Here is a 23,492-nt window from a genome sequence, read left to right as displayed (position 1 = left end):
CTCCTAGCCCAGTTCCAGCCGCTGACCGGTCAGTTCATTGATCTGCCCGATCAGCATGCGGAAATTGAAGGGCTTGCCCATGTAACCGTTGCAGCCGGCCTCCTCCGCAAGGGTACGGTGCTTCACACCGGTCCGGGAGGTAATCATTATCACGGGTATGTGGTTGAAGCGGGCTGAATTGCGAATTTCCCGCAGAGTCTGGATGCCGTCTTTCACCGGCATTTCTACATCCAGCAGGATGACATCGGGCAGCTGTTCGGTGGTATTGAGCCAGTCGATGGCCACCGCCCCGTTCTCCGCCGTCGCTGTTTCTATGCCCACGGTCTCCAGCTGGCTGGTGGCCACCATCCGCTGAGTCCTGGAGTCATCAACCACCAGTGCGACAAATTTGTCTTCATCGGGCTGGTCATCCGGCACCGCAATAGCCTGGCCTTCGCCGTAACAGCTGACAAGGACATTGAGGTCAAGGGCAACCACCGCCTCACCATCCGCCGTGGTCGCGGCCCCGGCCACGCCCGGCACAGAAGCGAACTGGACCCCGAGTGAGCGAATTACCAGTTCCAGCGCCTCTTCCACGTCGTCGATGGCGATGGCCATGTAGCGGGCTTCCGATCCCGCCACAATCACCGGCAGCGTGCTGCGCCAGCTCGAGCGATCGGGCAGGCTGCCGCTGTTGCACAGGGTGCCCAGGTAGGCCGGTTCACAGTCCATGCCCGACAGCTGCAGGCGCTCACCGCGCTCGACCGCGGCAAAGAACTGCTCGACCGGCACCTCGTCGACGTAAACCAGGCCGCCCAGCGGGATGGCGTAGGAGTTCTCCCCGGCGGATACCAGCAGAGCGCCGTTGACCGTGACGTTGGTGGGTATGCGCACATGGAAAGACGTCCCCTTGCCCACCTGCGACTCAATGCGGATATCGCCACCCATCTCCTGCAGCTCGCTGCGGACGATATCCATACCCACCCCGCGCCCGGAGATCTGGCTCAATTGGGCGGCGGTGGAAAAGCCCTTGTGGAATATCAGGTTGAGAGCTTCATCGTCACTGAGCGCATAGGCGTCGACGTCGAGGCCCTTGCGCACTGCAGATTCGCGCATTGCTTCCGGGTCGATACCGCGACCATCGTCGGACAGCACGATGATCGAATCGGAACCGGACATGCGCACATCCAGGGTTATCTGCCCTACCGAGGGCTTGCCGCTGGCTTTGCGTTCCGCGACGGATTCAATACCGTGGTCCAGCGCGTTGCGCACCATGTGCTCGAGGATAGTCTGGCAGCGGGCATAGTCATCCCGGTCCAGGGTGCCCACCTCGTTGGCGACCCGGAAGGCGACGTCTTTGCCAAGATCGTTACTGACCGTGCGCACCAGACGGCGCAGGCCGGGCATCAGCCGCGACACGGGCACCACCCGGGCGGCGCGAATAGACGAGCCAATAGAGCCGATTACGGTGGCCTGCTGCTTCAACAGCGCCTCCGCCTGGGCGTTGTGGCGGCTGGCCACCTCGATCAGGTCCGCCAGGTCCTCCACACCCTCGCGCAGAATATTGGCGGCCTCCTGCAGCTCGCTGTACTGGTCCATTTCCAGCGCATCCAGTTCCGCCGAGTGATTGCTGGTCCTGGCGTTGACGTTGAACAGGGCGCGGTCGGCAATATCGGCGATCTGCGCCCGCACCGATGACAGCCGGCCCTGCAGTTCCGCCGAGGCCCGCTTGTTGCGGTTGGTGCTCTGGGCGGTGCGCACACCCAGCTGCTGGGCCTGGTTGGTCAGGTTGAGCAGCAGGTCCAGCTTCTCCGAAGTAATGCGCACTGACTGTTGTGCCGCCAGCGCCCGGGCGCCCTCGTCGGCGAGTTTCTTGTCTTCCTGCTTGCGCCTGCTGTCGCCAGCGGGTCGCGGGGCCGGGTCGACGACCTCGGCAGCAGTAACTGGCTGCTCCTCGGCCGGCTCCTCTGGCGCCGGCGCTGCGACGACCGGCTCCGCGACGGCCGCGGGGCTCACCCTGCGGTGGGGGAACTCACTGACAATATCCCGGCGCTGGTCCTGGACAAAATCCATACCGCGGACCGCCGCGTCCAGCCAGGCGTTGACGATGCGGAAATAATCAGCGGCGCCCTCGGCGGCAGGCCGCGACAAGGCGTCGAGCAGGGTTTCGAAGTTGTGGATCAGGGTGCCGTAGTAATGCAGGCCGACGCCCTTGGCAATTCCCTTGATGGTGTGCAGGATACGCGCCACCTGGGTGTAACTGGCATCGGAGCCGATGTCCGCCTCCCAACCGCTGATGGCGTCCTCGAGCTTCTCCAGTTCGGATGAGCCTTCCTCGATAAAGGCGTCCAGGAACTCGGCGAAAATCTCACCACCGCCAGGGCTGCTGTGGCTGAAGTGAATGCCCGCCGGTATGCACCAGGACATATCCTCATCGGTGGCGGTGGCAGCTGCGGCAACCGCCGGCTCCGCGGCCACTGGCTCGCTGCCAGACTCGCCCTCGGTCCCGGCAAACTCCTCCAGTTCGACGCCGCAGATCTCCCCGCTGTTCTCGCTGGCCATACCGAGATCGCTGAACAACTGGTCGATGTCCTCGCCGGATGCGGCCGCCATATTGTCCGCAACCAGGTCCAGTTCCTCGCCGTCGAGATCATCGAACAAGGCGTCAATTTCACCATCATCGGGCGCCCAGTCCGCTGGCGGCAGCTGTTCGGTGTCAAACTCATCGGCGAATATGTCGTCGCCAGGGATACTGCTCTCCACCACCGTCAGTACCGACTCGTCCGCTGCCGCCGCCGGGGCGGGCTCATCCTGGAACAGGCGGTTGCAGTTGGCGCCGCTGGCCACTTCGACCAGTCGCAACAGGACTGCCTCCACCTGCCGACGTTCAAGTCCCGTCAATGCTTCCGGCACCTCGGTGCAAATGCTGGAGACGGGCTCATAGCCCTGCTTCACCGCCAGCGACGCAGTTTGTTCATCGGTCGCAATCGACACATCGGCAATTACCGACCCTGACGGTCTGCCCAGAGCCGACAGCCGGGCTGTAATCGCGGCGTTGACCTCGTCCATAAAATCGGCCAGACGCGGGGTGATGACGGCCATCAGGTCATCGCCAAAGCCCGCCATGGCGGCGAAGTCCTCGTGCAGGTCGAGATCGCTGTCGACGCTGGCGTCGGCGCGGAACTGGTCGTTACTGGCCTCCAGGCTGAGCCCGTCGAAATCGTCCTCGCCAACCGCCAGGTTATTGCCCGCGACCAGGAAGTCGTCAAAGGCCTGGTCATCGTCCGGCAGCGGCACGCTGTTGACGTAATCGTCGACATCCGTGGGCTCTACTTCCGCCGCGGCAGGCTCAGTGCCCGCCAGGTCAGCCGGCGCGTCGCCCGTGGGCTCGGGCAGACTTTCGGTAACCACCGTCTCGACGCTGAGATCGATGGCATCCTCGACATCCGGCTCCAACGGCAGAGCCTCCAGGGTAATCTCTTCGCCAAAATCCGCCGCATTGACCTCGGCCAGCGACGGCTCTGGCACCGGCTCCGCCTCGACGAGCGGCGCCGGCTCCGCCGCCGCAGCGATTTCAGGCTGCGGATCCGCTGTAGCGGCCTTCTTGACCCGCTTGACCACCAGATAGGAGTCACCGATGTCATCGTCGTCCTGCAGGCCGAGAATATCGCTGCCGTCAACGACATTGGTGGCAAGACCTTCTGCCTCTTCATTGGAGGCGCGGGAGAATTCAATGGCCATCAGGCCCTCGAAGGCTTCCTCTTCTTTCGCCTGCGCCGTGTCTGTCTCGGCGCTGGCGCTGGTGCTGTAAATATCATTGCCGCCGGGTTCCGAGAGTACGATCTCTTCACCGATGTAAGTATCAAGGTCATCTGCGCCGGCCCGCCCGCGGACCATCGGCCGCGCCGCCACTTCTGCTTCATAGGCGCTCAGCGAGAAATCTGCCGAGCGTTTACCTTCGACCACGAACAGGTTTTCTTCCGGTTCGTCACGATCCAGTTCCATCAACCATTCGAGCGTGCTTTCCTTGGAGCTCTCAACGGTATCCAGCATGGCATCGTCCGATGTTGCTGCATGTTCTTTGTCAGATTGCACGATAGTTCTCCATTGTGTCTTTTTTTTGCCGGGCCTATTGCCCCAGCGTTTCGGAGACTGGTGCGTCAGGGGCACCACCGTGTACATTATCTTCGACCTGTACCAGGCCCTGGGCGAGGTCCTCCGCCCCAACCTCGGCCATGCGGAATGCTCGGTCGGTCAGCTCGCGGACATGGGCGGGGTCCCAGGCATTGCCTTCCCGGTAGGACATCACCAGGTCAGGCAGGCAGGCAACCACGTCGTTGAGCAGCGCGCGCAGCGGATCCGATACTGGCATGTCACCGTCCAGGACCCGGTCCAGCAAATCCTGTACCGCCCAGCCCAGCTCGCCGAGAATATTCGCGCCAACCGCCCGCCCATTGCCCTTGAAGGTGTGGAAGTGGCGGCGGATATCACGCAGGATGTCCAGGTTTGCCTGGTCGGCCATCCACAGTGGTGTCAGCCGGGTGATCTCCTGGACAATCTCCTCGGATTCCTCGATGAAGACTTCGCGGAATTCGGCGGGAACCTCGGCGTCCTCGACATAGTTGCGGGGCTCTGTCCAGCTGGTGGTTGCCACGTCGGCGCCCGTAGAAAGGCCGCTGGCGTAGCCGTCCAGCTCGGCAGCGCGCTGCTCGGCAATCGCCAGCATGTGGGAGGTGTCGTCCAGCGGGTCGACGATGGAGCGCTGCAGGTGCAGCTCCAGCTGGGCAAAGGCCTCGGCAAAGCAGCGGAAGGCGTCGTCCTCACGCACCGCGCCGCCCTTGCTGGCCGCACCCAGCCACTGGTGACAGTGATCGATTATCCGCGCCTCGCGCTCCATGCCGGCGAAACCGAGGGCGCCGGAAATTTCCGCAAGCAGTTCCAGCGACATGTCGATCGCCTTGCGGTCGGGGATGGTCTCCTGTTCGTTGAGGAACTCTCTCGCCAGGTCGAACAGCAGGTCCAGGTCCGGGTCACCAGCGTCGGCATCGCGCACCGCCTGGCGCAGCGGCTCATGGCCCTGGTCGGTCTTGTTCAGGTGACGGTTCAGGGCCACAGTCAGGCGCAGGGTACTCTCGGCGTCGTTCGGCTTGCGCGCCAGGGCGCTGGCCAGCTCCTTGCGGCGCAGGATCTGGTGCATGTAGTTTTCCACCAGGCCCATGTGATTGAAGGTGGCGGTTACCACGCTTTCCCGCAGCTCAAACTCGCGGCTGGAAAAGGAGCTGCACAAGCCGTGTTCCAGCTTGTGCTCTATATCCAGTTTCACATCGACGATGCCGCGGATGATCTCGTTGATTACCTGGTTGAGCTGGGCGGGAGAATTGTTGTAGGCGCCGTTAAACAGGCTCTCCAGCCGCCGTTGCACGGTGCGCAGGGATTCAGCATGGGTCATCTGCCCGGCCGCCTCCAGGCGGAACTGGGTGGCCTCTATGCCAGCCAGCGCGCCGGGGTCCAGCTCCTCGTTACCCGCATTGGCTATCGCGGTCAGGTCCCTGGCGTTGAGGTAATCGATCACGCCGTTGAGCTGGTCCAGTGCCGAGCTGAGCGCGGTAACCAGCGCATCCATGTGAATCAGCCCGCGATTGGCCTCTTCGAGGGTGTTGTCGTCGATGGAAAACACCTCGCGAATGCGACTGATATGGACAGGCCGCGCCTTGCAGCTGGCGATGTAGAACAGCATCTGTTGCTGCAGGTTGTCGTAATCTACCGCGGCATCGACCTGGGCACCGTTTTCCCGCGCATACTTGATCATGAAGGCGCCGGACTTGAAGATCTGGGCAATACATTCGTCGGGAACGATCAGCCCGCCGGCCATGCCCTCACAGATTCCCACCATGGTGAACCAGAAGCGCTCCGGTTCGCTGCCGCTGAACATGGTTTGCATGCGCCGGGAGATGCGGGCCACGGTCTTCATGCTCTCGCCCACATTCTTGCGCCGCAGGGCCATCTTGGCCATCTCCAGGTAGAGCGCCAGCATGACATTGGCCCGCTCCCGGATCTCTTCATGATCGGCGAGGGTACCGCCCTCGGTAATGCCGCGGCCTTCCGGGATATCCATATGGAAGAAGAACGCCTTGGGACGGGGACGCTCGCCGATCCAGCGGCGCAGGTCGTTGACGTGCTGTTCCAGGCCCTGGCCGGTATCGGCGCGCGCGTTCTGGGCATGCGCCAGGTAGGCGGGGAGCACCTTGAGGGCCTGCATCAGGCCGCCCATGGTCAGCTTGCGCCGCTCTCCGACCACCTTGTCCTTGTACAGGTAGTTGAGGCTGCGTTCCATCTCCAGGGTCAGCATCTCACCCTTGCGCATACCCAGCGCCCGCAGGGTAGAGGTAATCTGGTGCACCGCCCACATACACTGCAGCAGCGGCCGCTTCTGGGTAGTATCATTACTGTATTCGACCAGGGAAGCCTCGGCATTCTCAGCCTGCTTATTCATCAGGCCGACAACCCACTTCAGGGCTACGATGTCAGTTTTACTGGCCACTACTAAACCTCCGGTTCTTGTGTGCGCGAGGGCGGGGCATGGATCCGCCGCTTGCTGTCCTTATAGTGAAGCTGTTTTCTGCTCGGTGCCTTCCAGCGCACTCATTTCCTCTTCGCGGTAAATCCTGGTTGCACCGCTGATGCTTTCCAGTTCGTCCACCTCGCTCACCACCGGCGCGCTGTAGGCGCCGTCACCGTCGATCCGGAACTGGGCAAGGCCTGTGACGGCACTGTGCATGGAGCGCTGCAGCGAGTTCACGCCCTTCTGGGTTACCGCGTTCAACTCGGTAATCTCCAGGTTACGCTCGGCGATTTCCGCCATTGAGCTGCTCATGTGCAGGGCGCTGACCGCCGACTTGCCGGCGGCGTCATCCACGTTGCGGATGATTTTGCTGATTGCATCCGAGCCGGCGTTGATTTCCTCGAGGGAATTGTCGAGACGATCGATATACTCGAGGATAGTCACCACCGTGCCCACCGTATTCTCCATACTGGCCAGATTGTCCGCGGACATGTTCTGCAGCATCCTCACCTCGGAAATAATCTTGCGGCCCTCTTCCTCCGCTTCGCGCAGCAGATCGGCGATAGACTCGGCAATACCGAGGAAGGGACGACCGTATTCGCCGGCTTTCTCGGCCTCGATGCGGGTGTTGATCGCCACAACCGAGATCTTGGTGTTGAGTGCCTGGATGTACTCAGCAGCGGCGGTTACCGACTGAATCAGCTCGCTCTGGCGCTTGGCAGACTTGGAGGTTTCCTGGACCGACTCGCGCACGTCGACCGAAGCCTTGGACATATCCTTGGTCAGCTCATATCCGAGGGCAACCTTCTCGCAGTTGCTGTCAGAGGTTTCCGCCGCCTGGGCGGTCGATGACTTGATCTCCTCGCTGGTGCGCACCATCTCTGTCGCGGTTTCCGTGGTCTCCACCACCGATTGCGTCATCTCCCGGCCTTTCTCCACCTGGGCCCGGGCGCTTTCGCCAATCGCATTAATCGCCTCTACCGAACTCTCGAAGGGAGTGCGAATGTCGCGAATCAGCTGGCACTGGTGCCTGGTGGCTGCATTCAGGCCCTGGGCAATATCGCTGGTTACCGAGTTCTCTTCGGCCACGGTCACGGTCAGGTCGCCCTTGGAAATCTGTTTGAGCACGCCGTTGATCTCGGCCACACCGCGGGCAGTGTAGGAATCACGGCGACGCTGGCCCAGCATCATGGTCACCAGCAACACGACTGCCAGCAGTCCGGGGGCCACGAACAGCACCAGCAGGCTGCCCTCATTGTACAGCCGTCCAACGGCCAGGCTGGCGATAGCCGGTTGCAGTGCGGCAATCGAGTCAATCAGGGCCACGCTGTTTTCGCTGATCGCGCGACGGGCGGCGGCGGCCTGGCGCAACTCACCGGAGGCGCCGGCGATCCGGTCGATCGAGGTGGAAACCCCGGAGAACAAGCGGAAAGCGTTGCTGAGAGCCTCGATAGCCGCCGTATTGCTTACCTTGTCGATACCGATCAGTTCATCACCCCGGGTCAGGCCCTCGATAATTCGGAAGAAGTCGGCGGCGTCGCTGGTAAACTCGTCGGCGGCTACCTGGCTGTCCGCGTTGCCGACCAGGGTACGGTCAACGTTACGCGCCATACGTTCCAGCAGCCAGGGTGCTTTCTGCGCCGCCAGCAGGGTTTCGGTAGAGACACTCTGGCGCTGCAGGACGCTGACCACGGTCGACAGTTCGCGCTGCATGGGCTCGATATTGGTTTCCAGCTCGGATGCCACTCCCTGTACGAATACAATACGGGGCGCCGCCTCCAGCAGGGTTTGCGATGCCCGCTTGATCGGCTGCCAGTTGAGGTCCACCATGCTGACTTCATCCACCAGTTCGGGGGCATCGATGAGCGCGAGCTGTGCCTCGAAACGCTGCACCTGCTGGCCGAGGTCAGTAAAGGCCTGCTGCTTGCCGAGAGCTGTCGCCCGGGCGCTGATCGTTACCTGACGCGCCAGACTGGCCAGTTCATCGGCTGCCTGTCCGTATTGCGTCTCCTGGCCAGACTCCTGCTGGATAGTGAGAAAGCTGTAGGCTACGCCGCCGAGGCAGGCGACGATGCCCAGCCCCATCAGCAGGGCGCGCAACTTGCCGGCGCCGATCTTGTCAGTCTTGTTCATTGGCTTGTTCCTCACTTGAAGAAGGGTCATTGGCAGCGGCATTGGAGAGGTCGCCGTCAGTAATCAGTTTGTCGATATCGAGCACCGCCAGAAAGCGCTTGCCGTCGCCGAAGCCACCCAGTGTGTAGCCGGCAAAATCGGGGTCGACCTCGGTTTCCATGTCGCGGTTTTCCAGCGGGAACTTCATATCCCGCTCCAGCCCGCTGAGGGTGATACCAAAGTAAAAACCGGGGCGGCGAAGCACCATGCAATAGTCTCGCACCCGGCCCACATAGGGACGCTGGCGGAAAAACACATCGCCGCTGATGATGGGGATCAGTCCGCCCATGTGCGAACCCACACCCAGCACCCATGGCTTGGTACCGGGGATGCTCATCACATTCGGTGTTTCGATGATTTCTTCCAGCTCGCCTTCGCCGATCAGCAGCGGCACCCCGGCGATTCCGAGGCAGGTGCCCACCCACTCCATCCGTTCCAGATTCCGCACCGGTGCCTCTACCGCCTCCTCCCGGAAGCGCTGGGCGAGAGCATCGAGCGCCTGGATAGCCGGGGTACTCATGCGCTCAGGCAGCGACGCGCTGCTTGGTGTGGTTGAAAATCAGCTGCCGCAGCACGCTCTCGGGCGGAATCTTGGTGACGTGGGCGGTGGCCCCACGGGCCTGGCCCTTGGCGATGTCAAAAATGCCATCGGAGGAAGACAGCATGACCACCGGCGTGTTGCGCGTATCCTCGGCGTTGCGGATCAGGGTGCAGGTCTGGTAGCCATCCAGCTCCGGCATGGTGATATCGAGGAAAATGAGATCCGGCTTGAAGCGGCGCAGCATGCCCAGCGCCTTGTAGCCATCCTCGGCACACTCAACCTCGCAGCCCATACCCTTCAGGGTATGGGACATCATCATGCGGATGGTCTTGGCATCATCGACAATGGCGATCTTTACGCCGCTGATGTCCATTTCTTCGGTTTGTTCGTTCATTCTGCCCTCACTTCGCGTCAGTAATGTGAGTCGGATCACATGGGGTTCTAGCCTCCACAGTATTTCAGTGGGCGAAATCGACCAGCAACCAAAAACTGGAGTTTTCTCCAGAAAATGGCGGGGGACATGTGATCTGGCGCACAAAACGGTGCCAGCGGGATAAGGAGGGTCAAATCACCGGCATTTTTGCCGTTTGCAGGCTACTCGCTGGGGAACATGTAGTTGCGAAAAGGCTCCAGATGGCCGGGCTGGAAGTCCTGCAGTTCGTAGATGTTGAACTTGTGCATCAGGCTAAGGCAGCGCTGGAAGGCCTTGTCCGCGTCGTAGGAGGACGGCGGGATGCCGTACTCATCGGTGAGCTGGGCGAAAATCAGCGAGGCAATCTCCCGGCGGGTCTGGTCTTCCCGGTACATGCTGTGATTGACCGGCGAGGAAACCACCGGCGAGCCGTAGATCAGGAATGCCTCCCAGCGCTCGATGTCCTGTTCATCGTCCAGCTGGGCCACCAGGAAGCGCACCATATTGCGCAAATCCTCACGCGGCGGCAGCACATCTTTCTGCAACCACTTGCGTATATCCGACTCCCGCCAGCGGCTGTTAATGCCCATCACTCCCAGGACCCTGCCCTCAAACTGTGATGGGGCGACACCGGCCAGGTCCCACAGCATGTTCAGTCGGGCCGAAAAGCCGAGGCTGGGCGGCAGCTTGTCGCCGGCCAGTTGCTCATACTCCCGGGCGCATTGTTCCAGGCTCTTGCGATCGTCTGCCACGCTTAAACGTCCTCCAGCAATTGCTTGACGCGTTTCTGGTACGTTGGGGTCGACACCCCCATGATTGTAGCCCTGTCGGCGACACTGGTGTCGCTGCACTGCTGCAGCACCAGCGCCAGCAGCATATCCTGGGCCACCTGTTGCGGCGGCTGCTCCGGTGGCACCGATTCCATCACCCACTCACGCACCAGCCGGCGGCTCTCCTGCCACAGCAGGCTGGCCTCGCGTTCAGCCCCGCTGGCTTTAACCCGCGGCAGCCAGCGCCCGATATTGCGGTTGCGGGTCTGCAGGTATTCCGCGGCACCCCTGCCATCGCCGCCACAGCGGTCGAGGGCGGCCTCGATCAGCTCGTCATCCAGCCAGGCTCCCAGGGGGCGCAACACCCCGGTCTCCAGCGATGCCGCCAGCGCCTGGCCCAGTGCCAGGCGCAGCTCTTCCTGGACGGAGGGACTGTATCCCACCGCCTCGACCTCGACCTCGGCGCGGGCGCTCAGGAAAGGCCGCTGCTCCGGCACCGGCGTCGCCAGGCCGTCAGCGGAAATGCCAACAAAGAGTCCCAGGTCCACCGGCGTCACCCACTCCTTGTCGGTGCGCTCGACCGCGGCCCTGATCATTTCCCGCATCTCGCTGATGTTACCCGGCCAGCTGTGCCGCAGCAGGGCCTGCTCGGCGTCCGGCGTAAAACCCGATATTCGCCGGTCCTGCTGGGTGCTCTCCTGTTCCAGGATTTTGTGGGCCCAGCGCAGCACCGCCCGCGGCCGCTCCCGCAGGGGCGGCACCCGGATCGGGTAACCGCCGAACACGCTGGCCAGCCGCGGATCCAGCTCCCGGCGCTCCACCAGCGTCGCCAGTGACGCCGGGAACAAGCCGACATAGCGGTTGCGCGCCAGGTACTGGCTGCCGCCGTCATCGCTGGTGGTGCGGGTGGCCAACTGGCGCGCGAGCTTGCCCTGGGTCTCCATGTGCAGCAGTTGGGGCGACTTGAACGCCAGAGTCCGGCCATCCCCCTGCCGCAGCTCCCGGCTGATTGTGGCCCAGGCTTCGCTGCGGGTGCGAAAAGAGCGACAATCCAGCCGCACCAGGCCGTCGGGGTCACCGCCGCTGGCGTTATGCACGACCTGGGCAACATAGTACTTGCCGGTGCCCCGCTCACCTTCCACGGCCACCGGCATGTTGACCCGGGCCAGGAACATTGCCTGGTCGATCGCACCTTCCATGTTGTCCAGAACATAGCCCTGGATGCCTTTTTCCATTTCCCTCGGCGCCGGTACCAGGGCAGCGGCCGGTTTCGCCACCGACTGCTTGCTCTGGCGGCCCTGGTACAACAGGGTCGCCAGATGCTGCAGCGCGCCGGCACCAGGGAGAAAGGCCGCCTGCCCGCACTGCAATACGAGCAAGGCCCCCACCAGATGCCCGCCGCTGCGCAGCAGGCACAATTCGATGTTCTCCGGCAGCGTCGGCTCACCGGCCGAGAGCGTGGGTATATCCAGCTGGCGCAGCAGCGCCTGCATCGCCTTTGGCAACTGCGACGGCGCAACCGGCTCGACATCGCCCTCGGTGGCGGTGGCGGCCGCCAGGCAATCGGCCTGGCCATCATGGAGGAATTGCAGCAGGGCGGCGGCCGCCAGTCCCGGCTGCGCCAGGACCAGGGCCAGCACCCTGGCGGCATAGTCATCCAGGCGCCGGGTCGGAGGCGGCAGGGCCACCAGGTCGGCCAACAACTGCCGCTGGCGCGGGTCGATCGCAGCATCGCGAAAAATACCGGTCGCGCTCAGTGCCCGGGCCGCCTGGGCAAGCGGGTCCCAGGGGCTGGAATAGCGAATGCGCTCCTCACTGCCGGCCTGGGCCTGGAGCAGGGCCCCGTTGGCGGCCACCAGGGCGCTGAGCGCAGGCTGACCTTCCAGCCGCTGGGACAGGCCGATACAGGCCCGGGCGTACTGGGCCCCGCCGCTGCAGCCGGCGAGAAACTGGTGCAGGTGGGAGGACAGGGCGCGACTGACATCCAGCGCCGCCTCCAGGTCCAGGCCCCGGAGAACGACCGCTATAGTGCTGCCCTCCGGCAGCCCCAGCCAGTCCTCATCACGCAGGATTTGCTGCAGGCCAACCCGCAATTCCATCATCAGGCCTTCGGTTTCCGGAACCCCCCAGGCCGGACTGAATTCCAGCCGGTCCACCCCCAGCACGGCAACAATATCCTCGGGCTGGACTTGCTCCTCCACCTGCATACCCCAGGGGGTGTGCAGCGGGCGGAGGAACATCAGTACCGCATCAGCGCCCTGCCAGCGCTGCGGCGCCAGCAGCCCGGCCATCAGCAAGTCACCGTCGGCCCCGGCGCCGACAATCAGCGGTGGCAGGGCGGCGGCGATACCGGCGATGATCGCCTGGCTGACGACGGCGGTGCTGTCCGCCGGGATCGCCAGTGCATCGCGCCAGTCGCGCCCTACCAGCCCGTCGCCCACCACAAAGGGCAGCTTGCCGAAACTGGCCAGCACAAGCTGGCTGCCCCGGTCGACAATGACCAGGCAGGTGCCGATCTCCTTATAGTGTTGGTCCAGTGCAGTCACTGGCCTCAGTATAGGGGATATGCCAGCGCCGCAGTAGCAAATGACATACCAGCCGCGATGCGCCCGCTGGCGCGCAGTGCTATGCTCGATCGCGTGCCCATCAACTGCAGCTGGCGGAGCGTACCTTGAACAAACAATTCCTGTGGTGGCTGGCTTTCGCTGTCCTGGCCACTGCCTTTGCCCTGATCCAGTTTATTCCCTCGGCGCCGGTGACCGTTCCCGACGAACTGCCGGCGGAAGAAAGCGGGGAGGCCGCCGACCCACTGGCGGCCCTGCGGGGCGCAAAAGCGCCCTGGCTGCAGCTCGCCGGCGACACCATTGACCTGCACCACGGAGACTTTGGCGCCTGCCCTCACGAGGGCCTGGATGCGGCCAGCATCCGGCAACTGCACCGCGTACCGCTGGCATAAAGCATGGAGATTCCATTACTGGGAGAGCTGATCGCCGCCGGCCTGGTACTGCTATACCTGGGTGCGATCGCCTGCGCGGTGGAAGCCATACTCAAGGGCCGGACACCGCAGGGGGCCATCGCCTGGGCCCTCTCGCTGCTCACCTTTCCCATGCTGACCATGCCCTTTTACCTGATCTTCAGTCGCAACCGCTTCGATGGCTACCTCGAGCAGCGCGACGAGATGGAGACCCACTCACGGCGCCTGCTGTCAGCGACCAGTGACAGGATCGAGGATCACGTGGTCCCCAGGATTGCCGGCCAGCCGGTGTATACCAGCCTGTTTAACCTGGCGCGGATGCCGGCCACCCGCGGCAACAAATTGCGCCTGCTTATTGATGGCACGGCTACTTTCGACGATATCCGCGCCGGGCTGGAGAGCGCCGAGACCTACATCCTGTTTCAGTTCTACATCATCCGCGACGACGACCTGAGCCGCCAGTTGTGCCGCATCCTCGCCGACAAGGCTCGCGCGGGCGTGACGGTGGCCCTGCTCTACGACGAGATCGGCAGCCGCAGCTTTCACCGCTCGCGGCTGCGCCGGCAACTGTTGCTGGCGGGCGTGGAAGCAGCCCCCTTCAATACTACCCAGGGCCGGCGCAACCGCTTTCAGCTGAATTTTCGCAACCACCGCAAGGTCGTGGTGGTCGACGGCAGCGTGGCGTGGATCGGCGGTCACAACGTCGGCAACGAGTACCTGGGCCTGGACCGCAAGGTGGGCCACTGGCGCGATACCCACGTGCGCTTTGAGGGCCCGGCGGTGCTGGGGGCGGAACTGGCCTTTGCCACGGACTGGCTGTGGGCCACCCGCCAGCAGCTGAAAATTCCCTGGAATTTTTCCCGCGCTGCCCGCGGCGACAGCACGGTACTGGTGTTTCCCTCGGATCCGGCCAGTGAGTACGAGGAAGCCGGACTGATGTACCACCAGTCCATCGTCGGCGCCGAGCACCGGGTGTGGATCGCCAGCCCCTATTTCGTCCCTGACCGGGGCATCGTGGCGGCCCTGCAGCTGGCGGCCCTGCGCGGCGTGGACGTGCGGGTGATTATTCCCGATGAACCGGACGGCCCCATGGTTGCCATGGCCAACTGGTCCTTCACCCGTGAGCTATTGGCGTCAGGTATCAAATTCTACCGCTACCAGGGCGGGTTCATGCACCAGAAAGTGCTGCTGATGGACGACCAGCTGGCAGGTATTGGTACTGCCAACTTCGATAACCGGTCTTTCCGGCTCAACTTCGAAATCACGGTGCTGGCCCACGACCAGGTATTCGCCCGCGAAGTGGAGGCAATGCTGGAGCGGGACATGGGCCGCAGCCGCCAGGTTGGCCTGGATGAATTCGCCACCAGGCCCGCCTGGTTTATCGTCGCCATGGCCATCGCCCGCCTGTTTGCCCCGGTGCTGTAGCGGCAGCCGGGCATGGGTCCGGCCCGCTAGCCGCTGACGCCCATAACGAAAATAACCAGCAGCGCCGGCGGCACGATAAAGCGTATCGACAGGTACCACAGGCTATGGCCGAAACCGTTCTGTATCGCCAGCTCATCCCGGCTGTAATCCCGGCGCATCACCCACCCGGCAAATACCGCGATCAGCAGGCCGCCCAGGGGCAACAGGATCTGGTTGGAGAAGTAATCCATGATGTCATTGAAGTTGCGTCCCCCCATGGACAGGTCGCCCATGACGTTATACGACATCAGGCTGATCACGCTGAGCGCGGCCACGGAGCCCACCACGATGAGCGCGCTCTTGTGGCGCGGTATGGAGAAGCGCTCTTCGGCCCAGGAGTTGACCGACTCCACCAGGCCCACCATCGAGGTAATGCCGGCAACAGACAGCATGACGAAAAACAGGATGCTGAAGCCGTAGCCGCCCGGCATCTGGGCGAAGGCCACCGGCAGGGTCTGGAAAATCAGCCCGGCGCCGGCCGCCGGATCCAGGCCGTAATTGAATACGGCGGGGAAGATCACCAGCCCCGCCAGCACTGCCACCAGGGTATCGGCGACGACAATAATCATCACCGACTGGGTGATGGAAATGGATCGTGGCAGGTAGGAACCGTAGGTCATCATCCCCCCCATGGCCACGCTAATGGAAAAGAAGGCCTGGCCGATGGCAGCCAGCAGCGTGGTTGGCCCTATCTTGCTGAAATCCGGGGTAAACAGCCACTCCAGCGCCTTGCCGAATCCGCCGGCAAAGTAGTTGTAGGTCGCCAGCCCCACCAGCAGCAGGAACATCGCCGGCATCATCACCCGCACCGCGCGCTCGATACCGCCCTTGACGCCGGAATAGATGATAAGCCCGGTAATCGCCAGGCCCACCAGAGTCCAGAACAGCATGCCGAGGTTGTCCGCCAGTACGCCGCTGAAAGTCGCCTCCGCCACCTGGGCGTCAACGCCGACAAACCCGGTGGTAACCGCCTTGTACAGGTACCACAGAACCCAGCCCACCACACCGGCATAGACGATCTCGATGGTATAGGCGGCGAGCAGGCCCATGGCGCCAACCACCTTCCAGTGAGTGCTGCGCTTACTCTCCCGGGCAACCGCCGCCATGGCGCTGGGGGGGCTGCCCTTGCCCCGACGGCCAATGAGAATCTCCGCCATCAGGATGGGCACGCCGATACCGAAAGCGCAGGCCAGGTAGATAATGACGAAGGCGGCACCGCCGTTTTCCCCGGTCACATAGGGAAAACGCCAGATGTTGCCCAGGCCCACGGCGAAGCCCACCGAAGCCATAATGAACGCGAACCGGGAAGACCAGTGTTCTGAGGCTGATCCGGCCATGCTGTTAACCCCTTGTTGTTATGCTTGTGCCTGCAGTCTACAGCGGGCGGGTGGCCTGTTCCAGCCAGCCACGGTCCTCCGCGCTCGCCAGCAGGGGCCCGATCTCCCGCGCCACCAGTGCGTGGTAGTCATCAATCCACGCGCGCTCGACGGCTGTCAGTAGTTCCAGGTCGAGGAGCCGCCGGTCGAAAGGCACCAGGGTCAGGGCCTCAAATTCGTACATCGGTGTTTCCCCGGCGGTCTCGGCCTCCCGCACCACCACCAGGTTCTCGCAGCGGATACCAAACCCCTCATCCCGGTAATAGCCCGGCTCGTTGCTGACAATCATCCCCGGCAGCAGGGCAAAAGGGTTGTGTGCCTTGGCGATACGCTGGGGAGCCTCGTGTACGCTGAGGAAGGCGCCTACCCCGTGACCGGTGCCGTGGTCATAGTCAAAGCCCTCCTGCCAGAGGAACTGGCGGGCCAGCACATCGAGCTGGCTGCCGGTGGTACCGGCGGGAAAACGCGCCTGGTCCAGCGCGATATGCCCCTTGAGCACCAGCGTGAACATGCGCCGGATCTCCGCCGGGGGCTCGCCAATGGCGACCGTGCGGGTGATATCTGTGGTGCCGTCACTGTACTGACCGCCACTGTCCACCAGGTACACGCTGCCCAGGCTGACGGCGCCGGGTCGGGGCACGTTGAGGTGGTTGTAGTGACACATCGCGGCATTGGGGCCGGCGGCGGAAATGGTATCGAAGGAGGGCCCGTGGTATTGCTCGCCCTCGTCGCGGAACGCCCCCAGCCTGTCCGCCAGCGCCGCCTCGTCGTGCAGGCGGCCGGCGGCCACCTCGGCGTCCAGCCAGGCCAGGAATCGCACTGCGGCGATGGCGTCGCGGCGATGGGCGCTGCGCGCGCCTGCCACTTCCACCGCGTTCTTGGCGGCCTTCGGCAACAACACCGGATCTGGCGCAGCCACCAGTTCCGCCCCCCCGGCTGCAAGAGTGAGCTGGGTCCAGGCATTGGCGCTGTCGGGATCGGCAACTACCTTCTTGCCACCATAGCCGCTCAGGAACTCTTCCGCCGCGGTTTCGGGAAGCGTGCGCACGCCCTCGCCCACGTGAGCGGCAAAGCCCTCGGGCACCCGTCCCGGCTCGACGAAAACGGTGACCTCGCCGCTGCTTTCCAGCAGGGCAAAGCTCTGCAGAATGGGCAGACAGGGAATATCGGTGCCGCGCACGTTGAGCAGCCAGCTGACCGAGTCGGCGGCAAATACCAGGGCGGCATCGGCGCCCTGCTGCGCCAGGTCGGCGGCAATGCGCTGGCGTTTTGCGGCAGAGGAACTGCCGGTGAATTCTTCGCCCAGCAGCAACGCCGGGCTTATCGCGGGTTCCGGGCGATCATGCCAGCTGCGATCAATCAGGTTATCAGTGGTGGCCACCAGTTCCAGGCCACCCTTCTCAAGGGTCCTGCGCGTGGCCTGGAACCAGCTGAGGCTGTGCATGCGCGGATCACAGGCCACCCGCGCACCGCTGTCGAGCTGCTTTACCAGCCAGCCGGCATGAGGCTCTTCGATCAGGTGATGGTACTCAAACAGTTCCTTGTCGACCTCGTTGCGCACCTGTACGGTGTAGCGCCCATCGACAAAAATTGCCGCTCGCTCAGGCAGCACGACCACGGCGCCGGCGGAACCGGTGAACCCGGATACCCAGTACAGGCGCTCGTTGTGGGCGGGGATATACTCCCCAAGGTATTCGTCGGCGCGCGGGACGATCAGGGCATCGTAGCCCGCTTCCGCCATCAGCCTGCGTACGCCGGCCAGGCGCTCAGCTATAACAGTCATGTGTGTGTTCCGGGGTGATTTGGGCGCCAGTGTACCCGAAAACAAGCCCCGCTTGCAGCGCGGCGGCAGCCGGGTCCGCCCCGGCGCAGCCTATTCCTCGTAGAGGTCAAAATCCTCCTTGGAAATACCGCAGTCCGGACACTCCCAGTCCTCGGGCAGGTCCTCCCAGCGCGTACCCGGCGGGATGCCGTCGTCCGGCAGTCCTTCGGCTTCATCGTAGATAAAGCCGCAGATTACGCACTCGTACTTCCTGAACTCAGTTTCAGCCATGGTTCCAGTCACCGTGTCGGTTAGCTCGTAAATTATAAGGCGGGGCCATGAACATTGGCGATAAGCCACCGTCTACTCTGCTGAACCAGCGTCTAGAGCCCGCCCTCCAGTTCAACCCTGAAGCCATCGCCAGCAGGCGCGGCCACCAGCTGCAAGGCCTGCCGCAGCTGCGGATCATCCAGCGCTTTCCCCTGCAGGCTCAGGTCGATTTCGTACTGCGACTGCTGCAGCCGCAGGTCGCCCTGCGCCTGCAGCTCGCCCGCCAGGGTGATAATCTTGCCGCTGATAACCCCCTCGTCGCTGGTGCGGACATCTACCGCGTAACTGCCCAGCGGGCGGCGACCCTCGGGCGACAGCCAGCCGGCCCCCTGCCAGACCACGCGCCCCTCGGCGAATTGCAGGGCTCGCTGGCGAATCTTCAAGTGCTCGAACTGGGCCGCGATATCGCCCGCCAGGGCGACCGGCAGGAACTGGCGCAACAGCCCGGCATCGAGCAACAGGTCCACCTTCTCCAGGTCCACATCCGTCGCGGAGCGCAGCGTCAGGTCGGCTCGCAGTGTCTGCCGGCCCCACTGGCTCTGCAGTTCCAGGCCCGGTGACAACAGCAGCAGTGACAGCGGGCTGAGCCGCCATTCGCTGGCGCCCAGCTGCAACCAGCCGCCATTGATGGCAACCAGTGTGCGGCTGGCATGGCCCTGCCAGAGCGTGCCGCTCAGGCCCTGTAACTTGATCTGCCCGGGCAGGATGCCCGGCAGTATCCGCGCCGGCGCAGTGGCCACAAGCAGCAATGCCAGGACCAGGCCGCCCGCCAGACCAGTCAAAACTCTGGATACTTTCATCCTGCCTGGGCCAACCTCACCGTCACGTTGACCCTGCCGACGCTGCCTGCCCGGGTAATAGAGGCCTCGCTGACCAACAGGCCCTCGCTGTACTCCATCTGGTGCAGCCAGGCGATGAGCTCATCGAAGGACGCATTCTCCAGCCGCACCTGGACCTCACCGCGGCTGTTGGGTTGCAGCCGGTTAACCTGCAGTCCGAACTCGCCGGTGGAGCGATTGATAAGACTGGTCAGATTGCGGCGGGCACCGCTGTCGCTGCCGCTCTTACGCAGGTGGAGAATTTGTGAAACGAGGCTATCCACCCGCTGCAGGGTTTCCGCGACGCCCCGGTTCTGCTGCGCCATGCGGTCGCGGGCATCCGCCAGCGGGGCCAGCAGCAGGACGAAGACGAGGTACAGGGCAAGTGCAAGGCCCATCACCAGCAGGCTCAACTGTTCTCGCTGGGTCAATGCGGCGTACCACTGTTTCATGAGCTGCCTCCCACCCGCATGCGTGCGCGTACCTGGTCGCCCTGGGCGCTGCTGTTCTCCAGTGTCGCCTGCAGGCCGTCCCTGACAAATCCGGAACGGATGCGTTCAACGGCATCGTAGTCTGCCGCCAGCAGATTTAACCGGACTTCGGCGGCCTTGCTGTTGTAATTGATGCTGACGATACTGCCGTCGGCGGCGGCCACGACATTACCCACCCGGGCGACCAGGCCGACAAAACCGCTTCCCTGGGGCGAGCCCGTCATACTGTCGAGCTGGCGCTGCAGCTGTTTTTCCGCATCCACTACTGCCCCCCGGGGGAAGGCCTGGCGATAGCTCTCCTGCACCGCACCGCGCAGGGCGAGGTTCTCCTGCTCGAGTTGCCGGTAATCGCTCCAGGTGGCGAGCATGTGCAGCGCTACCGCCGCGCCGAACAACATCGCGGCGACCCGCCACTGTTGCCACCAGCGCTCCAGGGGCAGGCGCACCGCCCACTCCCCCTGGCGCAGGTTCAGCGGCTGGGCAGGCATCTCGGCGACCAGCATGGCCGCGTACAGGTCGCCCTGGCGCCACTGCACCAGGGACTGCAGTTCCTCCGCTACCAGGGCAGTGTCCGCCGCCTGGTCCTGGCCGTAGATGACGATAGCAGCCGGTGAGCCTGACTCGACCCGGGCCGCGTCCAGCATGGTTGGCAGCATCTGCCGCTCGATGGCGAATCCCTCGCATTCTCCGAGGCGGACTATGGCCCGTTCCGCTTCCAGCACAAGACACCACTCGCCCGCCTGCCAGGGCAGTAACAGCGGCTCCGGCAACCACTGGTTAATACCGGGAAAGGGCTCCAGCAGATGCTGGTAGCCAGCCATTTTATCCCGTGAGCAGACAGCAACGGCGTAGTCCAGTTTGCCCCGTGCCACACTGGCGAAATGCAGTTCACCGACATCCTCGCTGAGCTCTTCCTCCAGCATGAAAGGCAGTGACAGGGCCAGGTGGCGGCGCTCTTCCGCCGCAATCTGCAGTGGCAGCAGGCGCAGCGCTTCGCCGGGCACGGCAAAAACCGGGGTGAGCTTGCGCTGGCTGATCACCGCGCGCAGCCGAGCCTGGGCCTCCTCCTGGTCCAGCCACTGGGCACCCTCGCTGGCCCCCGGGGGGTACCAGGCCAGCCGGCCGGCAATGAGCCGGATTACTACAAGGTCTCGCAAGTCTCTACTCTCCCGGTTTCCGGCAGGAACATTCTGCCATCGGTGGCCCTGCTGAGGACGCTCACCCGGCGGTTTTTACGCTCCAGCACACTGTACAAGCGCTGGTTCCTGCCGGCAACTTCCACCCGGGCGCGCAGCAGGAAATACCCTGTTTGTTCGTCCAGCAGGGCCTGGGACGCAGTCATCCGGTCTTTGCTGTCGGCCAGTGCGGGGTGGTTGAGGAACTCCCCGATGTCGGCAAATCCGCTGTCACAGCGCTGGGCGACCAGGGACAGGGCATCCGCCTCGCCGAGGGGGCGCAGGCTGTCGTCGGGACCCAGCGAGCGCAGTACCATGGCCGGCGCGGTGTGGATGTTCAGCGGGCCGGGCTGCAGCGGCCAGACGGTAACCCAGGGCTCCAGGGCCTGGTACAGCTCGGGGCTCATCCCCTTGACCGCCCGCAGTTCGGTCACGCTGAGCATGGGCTGGTTGGAGGCGCGATAGGCGGGCGTCAGGCCCGCGTAGTAATCATCCTCGGCGCCATCGAAACGCGGCTGGCTGTCGGCGTCGAGCCAGTCGCCGATCGAGCGGGCGATGGCCATGGCCTCGGACTCCCCCAGTCGCTCATCGGTCACCGCCAGCAACAGGCGCACAAACTGGGCCTGGGCAGCAGTATATGGCGGCTTGCCCTCACCCTCTTCTGCCTTATCCGCCAGGTGGTTGAGGTTGAAGCGGCCCTGCAGGTCCTCGAGCCGGCCGGACAGCCAGCCGCCCTCGTCCAGGGGATAGGGCACTTCCTCCCGCGCCCAGATGTCCTCCAGAGTGTCCTTTGCTGCCTCGCCCTGCTGCTGGTCCACGTCCCAGTCCGCCAGCAGCGCCAGGGTCGCCAGGCCCTCCGCTCCCCGCAGGTAAGCCCGGGACTGCTCGGTGACGAAAATATTGCCCCCACGCTGGTACAGCCGCTCGAAGTCGCTTTTCATCGCCACAATAAGCGCCGCGCACAGCGCGAAGATCAGCATGGCAAGAACCAGGGCAGCACCCCCTTGCCGCGCAGGCCGGCTAGAGCGGCGGCAGTGCATAAATGCGCCTCATCTCGCCCCAGTCCGTCAACTGCAAGCGCAGCTCCACCGCCAGTGGCGGGTCGGGTACCTGACCGGGCTGGCTGGTGTCGGCAACCCAGTTCTCCGGCCAGCTGCGGGTGTCCAGCTCCGTGCTCTGGCCCACTGTCCTGGCATTGTCGGTGCTGTCCAGGAACAACACGCGCATTTCCTCCACCCCCGTCAACAGTGCCACCTCCTGCGCCGGGGTATCGCCGGAGCGGTCCAGCACGGGATAGCTGTCGCGCCACAGGGTGTCTGCCTCCAGTCGGTAGTTGACCCGCTGCAGTTCCGAGCGCGCATGCGCCAGCGGGTTGTGCCAGCCGGAGCGGGTAAAACTCAGCAGAAAGCGGGCCGCCATCCCGCCGTGCAGGGCCGGCTCCAGCTCGCCAAATTCATCGCGTACCGGGCGCGCCACGAATTGTTCCAGGTCGCGGGATATGATCAACCACGCCCGGTTGATCGCGTAGACGCGCTCGGCGGTGGCCTGGGTCCGCTCTACCCCATCGACTACCCGGGAGAAGCTGCTGTAGGCAATCACCGAGACGAAGGCGGAAATAGCCAGGGCGATCAGCACTTCCACCAGGGTGAAGCCGCGCGCCGTCATGCGCCTACTCAAGGGGCACCTCCAGTTCCGCCTCCAGATCCGCGGGCAGGAACGCCACCAGACTGTAAAGCGGGGACTGCTCATCATCCTCGCCCAGGGCGACGGCAATTTCCAGGCGATAAAACAGCGGCACCTCGGTGAGTTCACTGCGCAGCCACCAGTACCACTCGCGCCCGGCCATGGTGACCACGCCGCTTTCGCGGTCCTCCGGAAGGGTGGCGCTGGCGAGGGCCAGTATGCGCACTTCCGCCAATTTATTCGCCGCCACCGCGTGAGCGATAGACTTGTCCCGCAGGTAGCCGGTGGCATCAAGCTGCTGCTGCAGGGCAAACATCAGCGCCGGTAGCGCCAGGGCGACAATGGCCAGCGCCACCATCACCTCCACCAGAGTGAAACCGCGACTGCTGGCCAGTCGCGTCAAAACGCTGCCTCATCCAGCGCTTGCCCGCGGTGCAGCAGCTGGAAGTCCCCCAGCAGGCTCCACTCGATCCGCCACAATATTTCACCGCTGTCGCGATCGCGTAATTCGATGGCACCGGGCACGGTTTCGCCGCTGGCGTAGAGGATGATTTGCGGCTGCGGCGCGGCGCTGTTGCTCACCAGCAATTCCTGCTCCTGGATGAGACCATCCAGCTCCAGCTGTAACTCGATACCCGCGGGCAGCTCGCCGGGAGCGAATACATCCTTGCCGCTGGCAGGCGCACGCCAGCCCACGGGGGTCTGCTCCCACCAGTCGTAGCGGTAGCGCCACTGGCCACCATCGTCCTCCATGTGCAGCATCAGGCCGTAATTCATGCCGGTGAACTGGGCCTCATCGAGGGCATAGCTGGCGCTGTCTGCCAGCTCCTCCACCGCCGCGCGCAACAGTACGTCGCGATCCCCGGAACCGATATTCAGCGTCACCAGGGAGGTAACCAGCACCACCACGAACAGGGTCACCAGCAGCTCCAGCAGGCTGAAGCCGCGCTGACGGTGACCGCTCACGCCAGGGCTGCCGTTGA

At 63.9% G+C, this 23,492-nt stretch carries 19 protein-coding genes; 2 read left to right on the top strand and 17 right to left on the bottom strand.

All coding sequences use genetic code 11. The features are described from left to right. Positions 1 to 3 precede the first annotated feature (3 nt). The 7 genes from DWB85_RS01130 to DWB85_RS01100 form a co-directional block, all read right to left on the bottom strand. Positions 4 to 4,074: a hybrid sensor histidine kinase/response regulator gene (locus DWB85_RS01130; RefSeq protein WP_133300535.1), complete on the bottom strand. Its 4,071-nt coding sequence runs from the start codon at positions 4,072 to 4,074 to the stop codon at positions 4 to 6. Between the two features lie 34 nt (positions 4,075 to 4,108). Then, positions 4,109 to 6,520: an Hpt domain-containing protein gene (locus DWB85_RS01125; protein ID WP_117952342.1), complete on the bottom strand. Its 2,412-nt coding sequence runs from the start codon at positions 6,518 to 6,520 to the stop codon at positions 4,109 to 4,111. 60 nt (positions 6,521 to 6,580) lie between these two features. Beyond that, positions 6,581 to 8,674 carry a methyl-accepting chemotaxis protein gene (locus DWB85_RS01120; protein ID WP_117952341.1) on the bottom strand — a complete coding sequence of 698 codons (2,094 nt, stop codon included), beginning with the start codon at positions 8,672 to 8,674 and terminating at the stop codon, positions 6,581 to 6,583. Beyond that, complete coding sequence (locus DWB85_RS01115) at positions 8,661 to 9,233, bottom strand: chemotaxis protein CheW (RefSeq protein WP_117952340.1); 573 nt, start codon at positions 9,231 to 9,233, stop codon at positions 8,661 to 8,663. Before DWB85_RS01115 ends, DWB85_RS01120 begins: the two co-directional genes overlap by 14 nt. Positions 9,234 to 9,237: 4 nt before the next feature. Further along, positions 9,238 to 9,648, bottom strand: a complete 411-nt coding sequence (locus DWB85_RS01110; RefSeq protein WP_117952339.1) for a response regulator — start codon at positions 9,646 to 9,648, stop codon at positions 9,238 to 9,240. Between the two features lie 200 nt (positions 9,649 to 9,848). After that, the gene (locus DWB85_RS01105) at positions 9,849 to 10,418 is read right to left on the bottom strand and encodes a hypothetical protein (protein WP_117952338.1); all 570 of its coding nucleotides are present in this window, start codon (positions 10,416 to 10,418) and stop codon (positions 9,849 to 9,851) included. Between the two features lie 2 nt (positions 10,419 to 10,420). Further along, complete coding sequence (locus DWB85_RS01100) at positions 10,421 to 12,982, bottom strand: AAA-type ATPase lid domain-containing protein (protein WP_117952337.1); 2,562 nt, start codon at positions 12,980 to 12,982, stop codon at positions 10,421 to 10,423. Positions 12,983 to 13,107: 125 nt separating this feature from the next. On the opposite strand from DWB85_RS01100, the gene DWB85_RS01095 reads away from it, so the two are divergent. After that, positions 13,108 to 13,392: a hypothetical protein gene (locus DWB85_RS01095; protein WP_117952336.1), complete on the top strand. Its 285-nt coding sequence runs from the start codon at positions 13,108 to 13,110 to the stop codon at positions 13,390 to 13,392. 3 nt (positions 13,393 to 13,395) lie between these two features. Next, complete coding sequence (gene cls / locus DWB85_RS01090; RefSeq protein ID WP_117952335.1) at positions 13,396 to 14,835, top strand: cardiolipin synthase; 1,440 nt, start codon at positions 13,396 to 13,398, stop codon at positions 14,833 to 14,835. Positions 14,836 to 14,861: 26 nt separating this feature from the next. On the opposite strand, the gene DWB85_RS01085 is transcribed toward cls, so the two are convergent. From DWB85_RS01085 to DWB85_RS01040, 10 genes are all read right to left on the bottom strand, one after another. Beyond that, positions 14,862 to 16,211, bottom strand: a complete 1,350-nt coding sequence (locus DWB85_RS01085) for a sodium-dependent transporter (protein ID WP_117952334.1) — start codon at positions 16,209 to 16,211, stop codon at positions 14,862 to 14,864. A gap of 37 nt (positions 16,212 to 16,248) precedes the next feature. Next, entirely contained in the window at positions 16,249 to 18,033 is a 1,785-nt protein-coding gene (locus tag DWB85_RS01080; protein WP_117952333.1) for an aminopeptidase P family protein, read from the bottom strand. 90 nt (positions 18,034 to 18,123) lie between these two features. Beyond that, positions 18,124 to 18,303 (bottom strand): rubredoxin, encoded by a 180-nt coding sequence (locus tag DWB85_RS01075; RefSeq protein WP_117952332.1) that lies wholly within the window; start codon positions 18,301 to 18,303, stop codon positions 18,124 to 18,126. 92 nt (positions 18,304 to 18,395) lie between these two features. Next, a complete protein-coding gene (gene gspN / locus DWB85_RS01070; RefSeq protein WP_162845961.1) occupies positions 18,396 to 19,124 on the bottom strand; it encodes a type II secretion system protein N in 729 nt (242 codons plus the stop codon). 14 nt (positions 19,125 to 19,138) lie between these two features. After that, a complete protein-coding gene (gene gspM, locus DWB85_RS01065) occupies positions 19,139 to 19,612 on the bottom strand; it encodes a type II secretion system protein GspM (RefSeq protein ID WP_117952330.1) in 474 nt (157 codons plus the stop codon). Then, entirely contained in the window at positions 19,609 to 20,808 is a 1,200-nt protein-coding gene (gspL, locus tag DWB85_RS01060; RefSeq protein ID WP_117952329.1) for a type II secretion system protein GspL, read from the bottom strand. The genes gspM and gspL overlap by 4 nt, the downstream gene beginning before the upstream one ends. Next, positions 20,793 to 21,866 (bottom strand): type II secretion system minor pseudopilin GspK, encoded by a 1,074-nt coding sequence (gene gspK / locus DWB85_RS01055; RefSeq protein WP_275399554.1) that lies wholly within the window; start codon positions 21,864 to 21,866, stop codon positions 20,793 to 20,795. The genes gspL and gspK overlap by 16 nt, the downstream gene beginning before the upstream one ends. Further along, complete coding sequence (gene gspJ, locus DWB85_RS01050; RefSeq protein WP_117952328.1) at positions 21,847 to 22,503, bottom strand: type II secretion system minor pseudopilin GspJ; 657 nt, start codon at positions 22,501 to 22,503, stop codon at positions 21,847 to 21,849. The genes gspK and gspJ overlap by 20 nt, the downstream gene beginning before the upstream one ends. Then, positions 22,496 to 22,912 carry a type II secretion system minor pseudopilin GspI gene (gene gspI / locus DWB85_RS01045; protein ID WP_239017185.1) on the bottom strand — a complete coding sequence of 139 codons (417 nt, stop codon included), beginning with the start codon at positions 22,910 to 22,912 and terminating at the stop codon, positions 22,496 to 22,498. Before gspI ends, gspJ begins: the two co-directional genes overlap by 8 nt. After that, positions 22,909 to 23,475, bottom strand: a complete 567-nt coding sequence (locus tag DWB85_RS01040) for a GspH/FimT family protein (RefSeq protein WP_205422634.1) — start codon at positions 23,473 to 23,475, stop codon at positions 22,909 to 22,911. Before DWB85_RS01040 ends, gspI begins: the two co-directional genes overlap by 4 nt. Positions 23,476 to 23,492 lie beyond the last annotated feature (17 nt).

This window comes from Seongchinamella sediminis (assembly GCF_003457605.1).
Taxonomy (GTDB): domain Bacteria; phylum Pseudomonadota; class Gammaproteobacteria; order Pseudomonadales; family Halieaceae; genus Halioglobus; species Halioglobus sediminis.
The sequence above is the reverse complement of the archived record's forward strand: the minus strand, read 5'-3'. Positions and strand labels throughout refer to the sequence as shown.

Coding starts and splice junctions, on each gene's coding strand:
- DWB85_RS01120 (WP_117952341.1), bottom strand. CDS start 8,674: ATGAACAAGACTGACAAGATCGGCGCCGGCAAGTTGCGCGCCCTGCTG.
- DWB85_RS01115 (WP_117952340.1), bottom strand. CDS start 9,233: ATGAGTACCCCGGCTATCCAGGCGCTCGATGCTCTCGCCCAGCGCTTC.
- DWB85_RS01110 (WP_117952339.1), bottom strand. CDS start 9,648: ATGAACGAACAAACCGAAGAAATGGACATCAGCGGCGTAAAGATCGCC.
- cls (WP_117952335.1), top strand. CDS start 13,396: ATGGAGATTCCATTACTGGGAGAGCTGATCGCCGCCGGCCTGGTACTG.
- DWB85_RS01085 (WP_117952334.1), bottom strand. CDS start 16,211: ATGGCCGGATCAGCCTCAGAACACTGGTCTTCCCGGTTCGCGTTCATT.
- DWB85_RS01080 (WP_117952333.1), bottom strand. CDS start 18,033: ATGACTGTTATAGCTGAGCGCCTGGCCGGCGTACGCAGGCTGATGGCG.
- DWB85_RS01075 (WP_117952332.1), bottom strand. CDS start 18,303: ATGGCTGAAACTGAGTTCAGGAAGTACGAGTGCGTAATCTGCGGCTTT.
- gspM (WP_117952330.1), bottom strand. CDS start 19,612: ATGAAACAGTGGTACGCCGCATTGACCCAGCGAGAACAGTTGAGCCTG.
- gspK (WP_275399554.1), bottom strand. CDS start 21,866: ATGCACTGCCGCCGCTCTAGCCGGCCTGCGCGGCAAGGGGGTGCTGCC.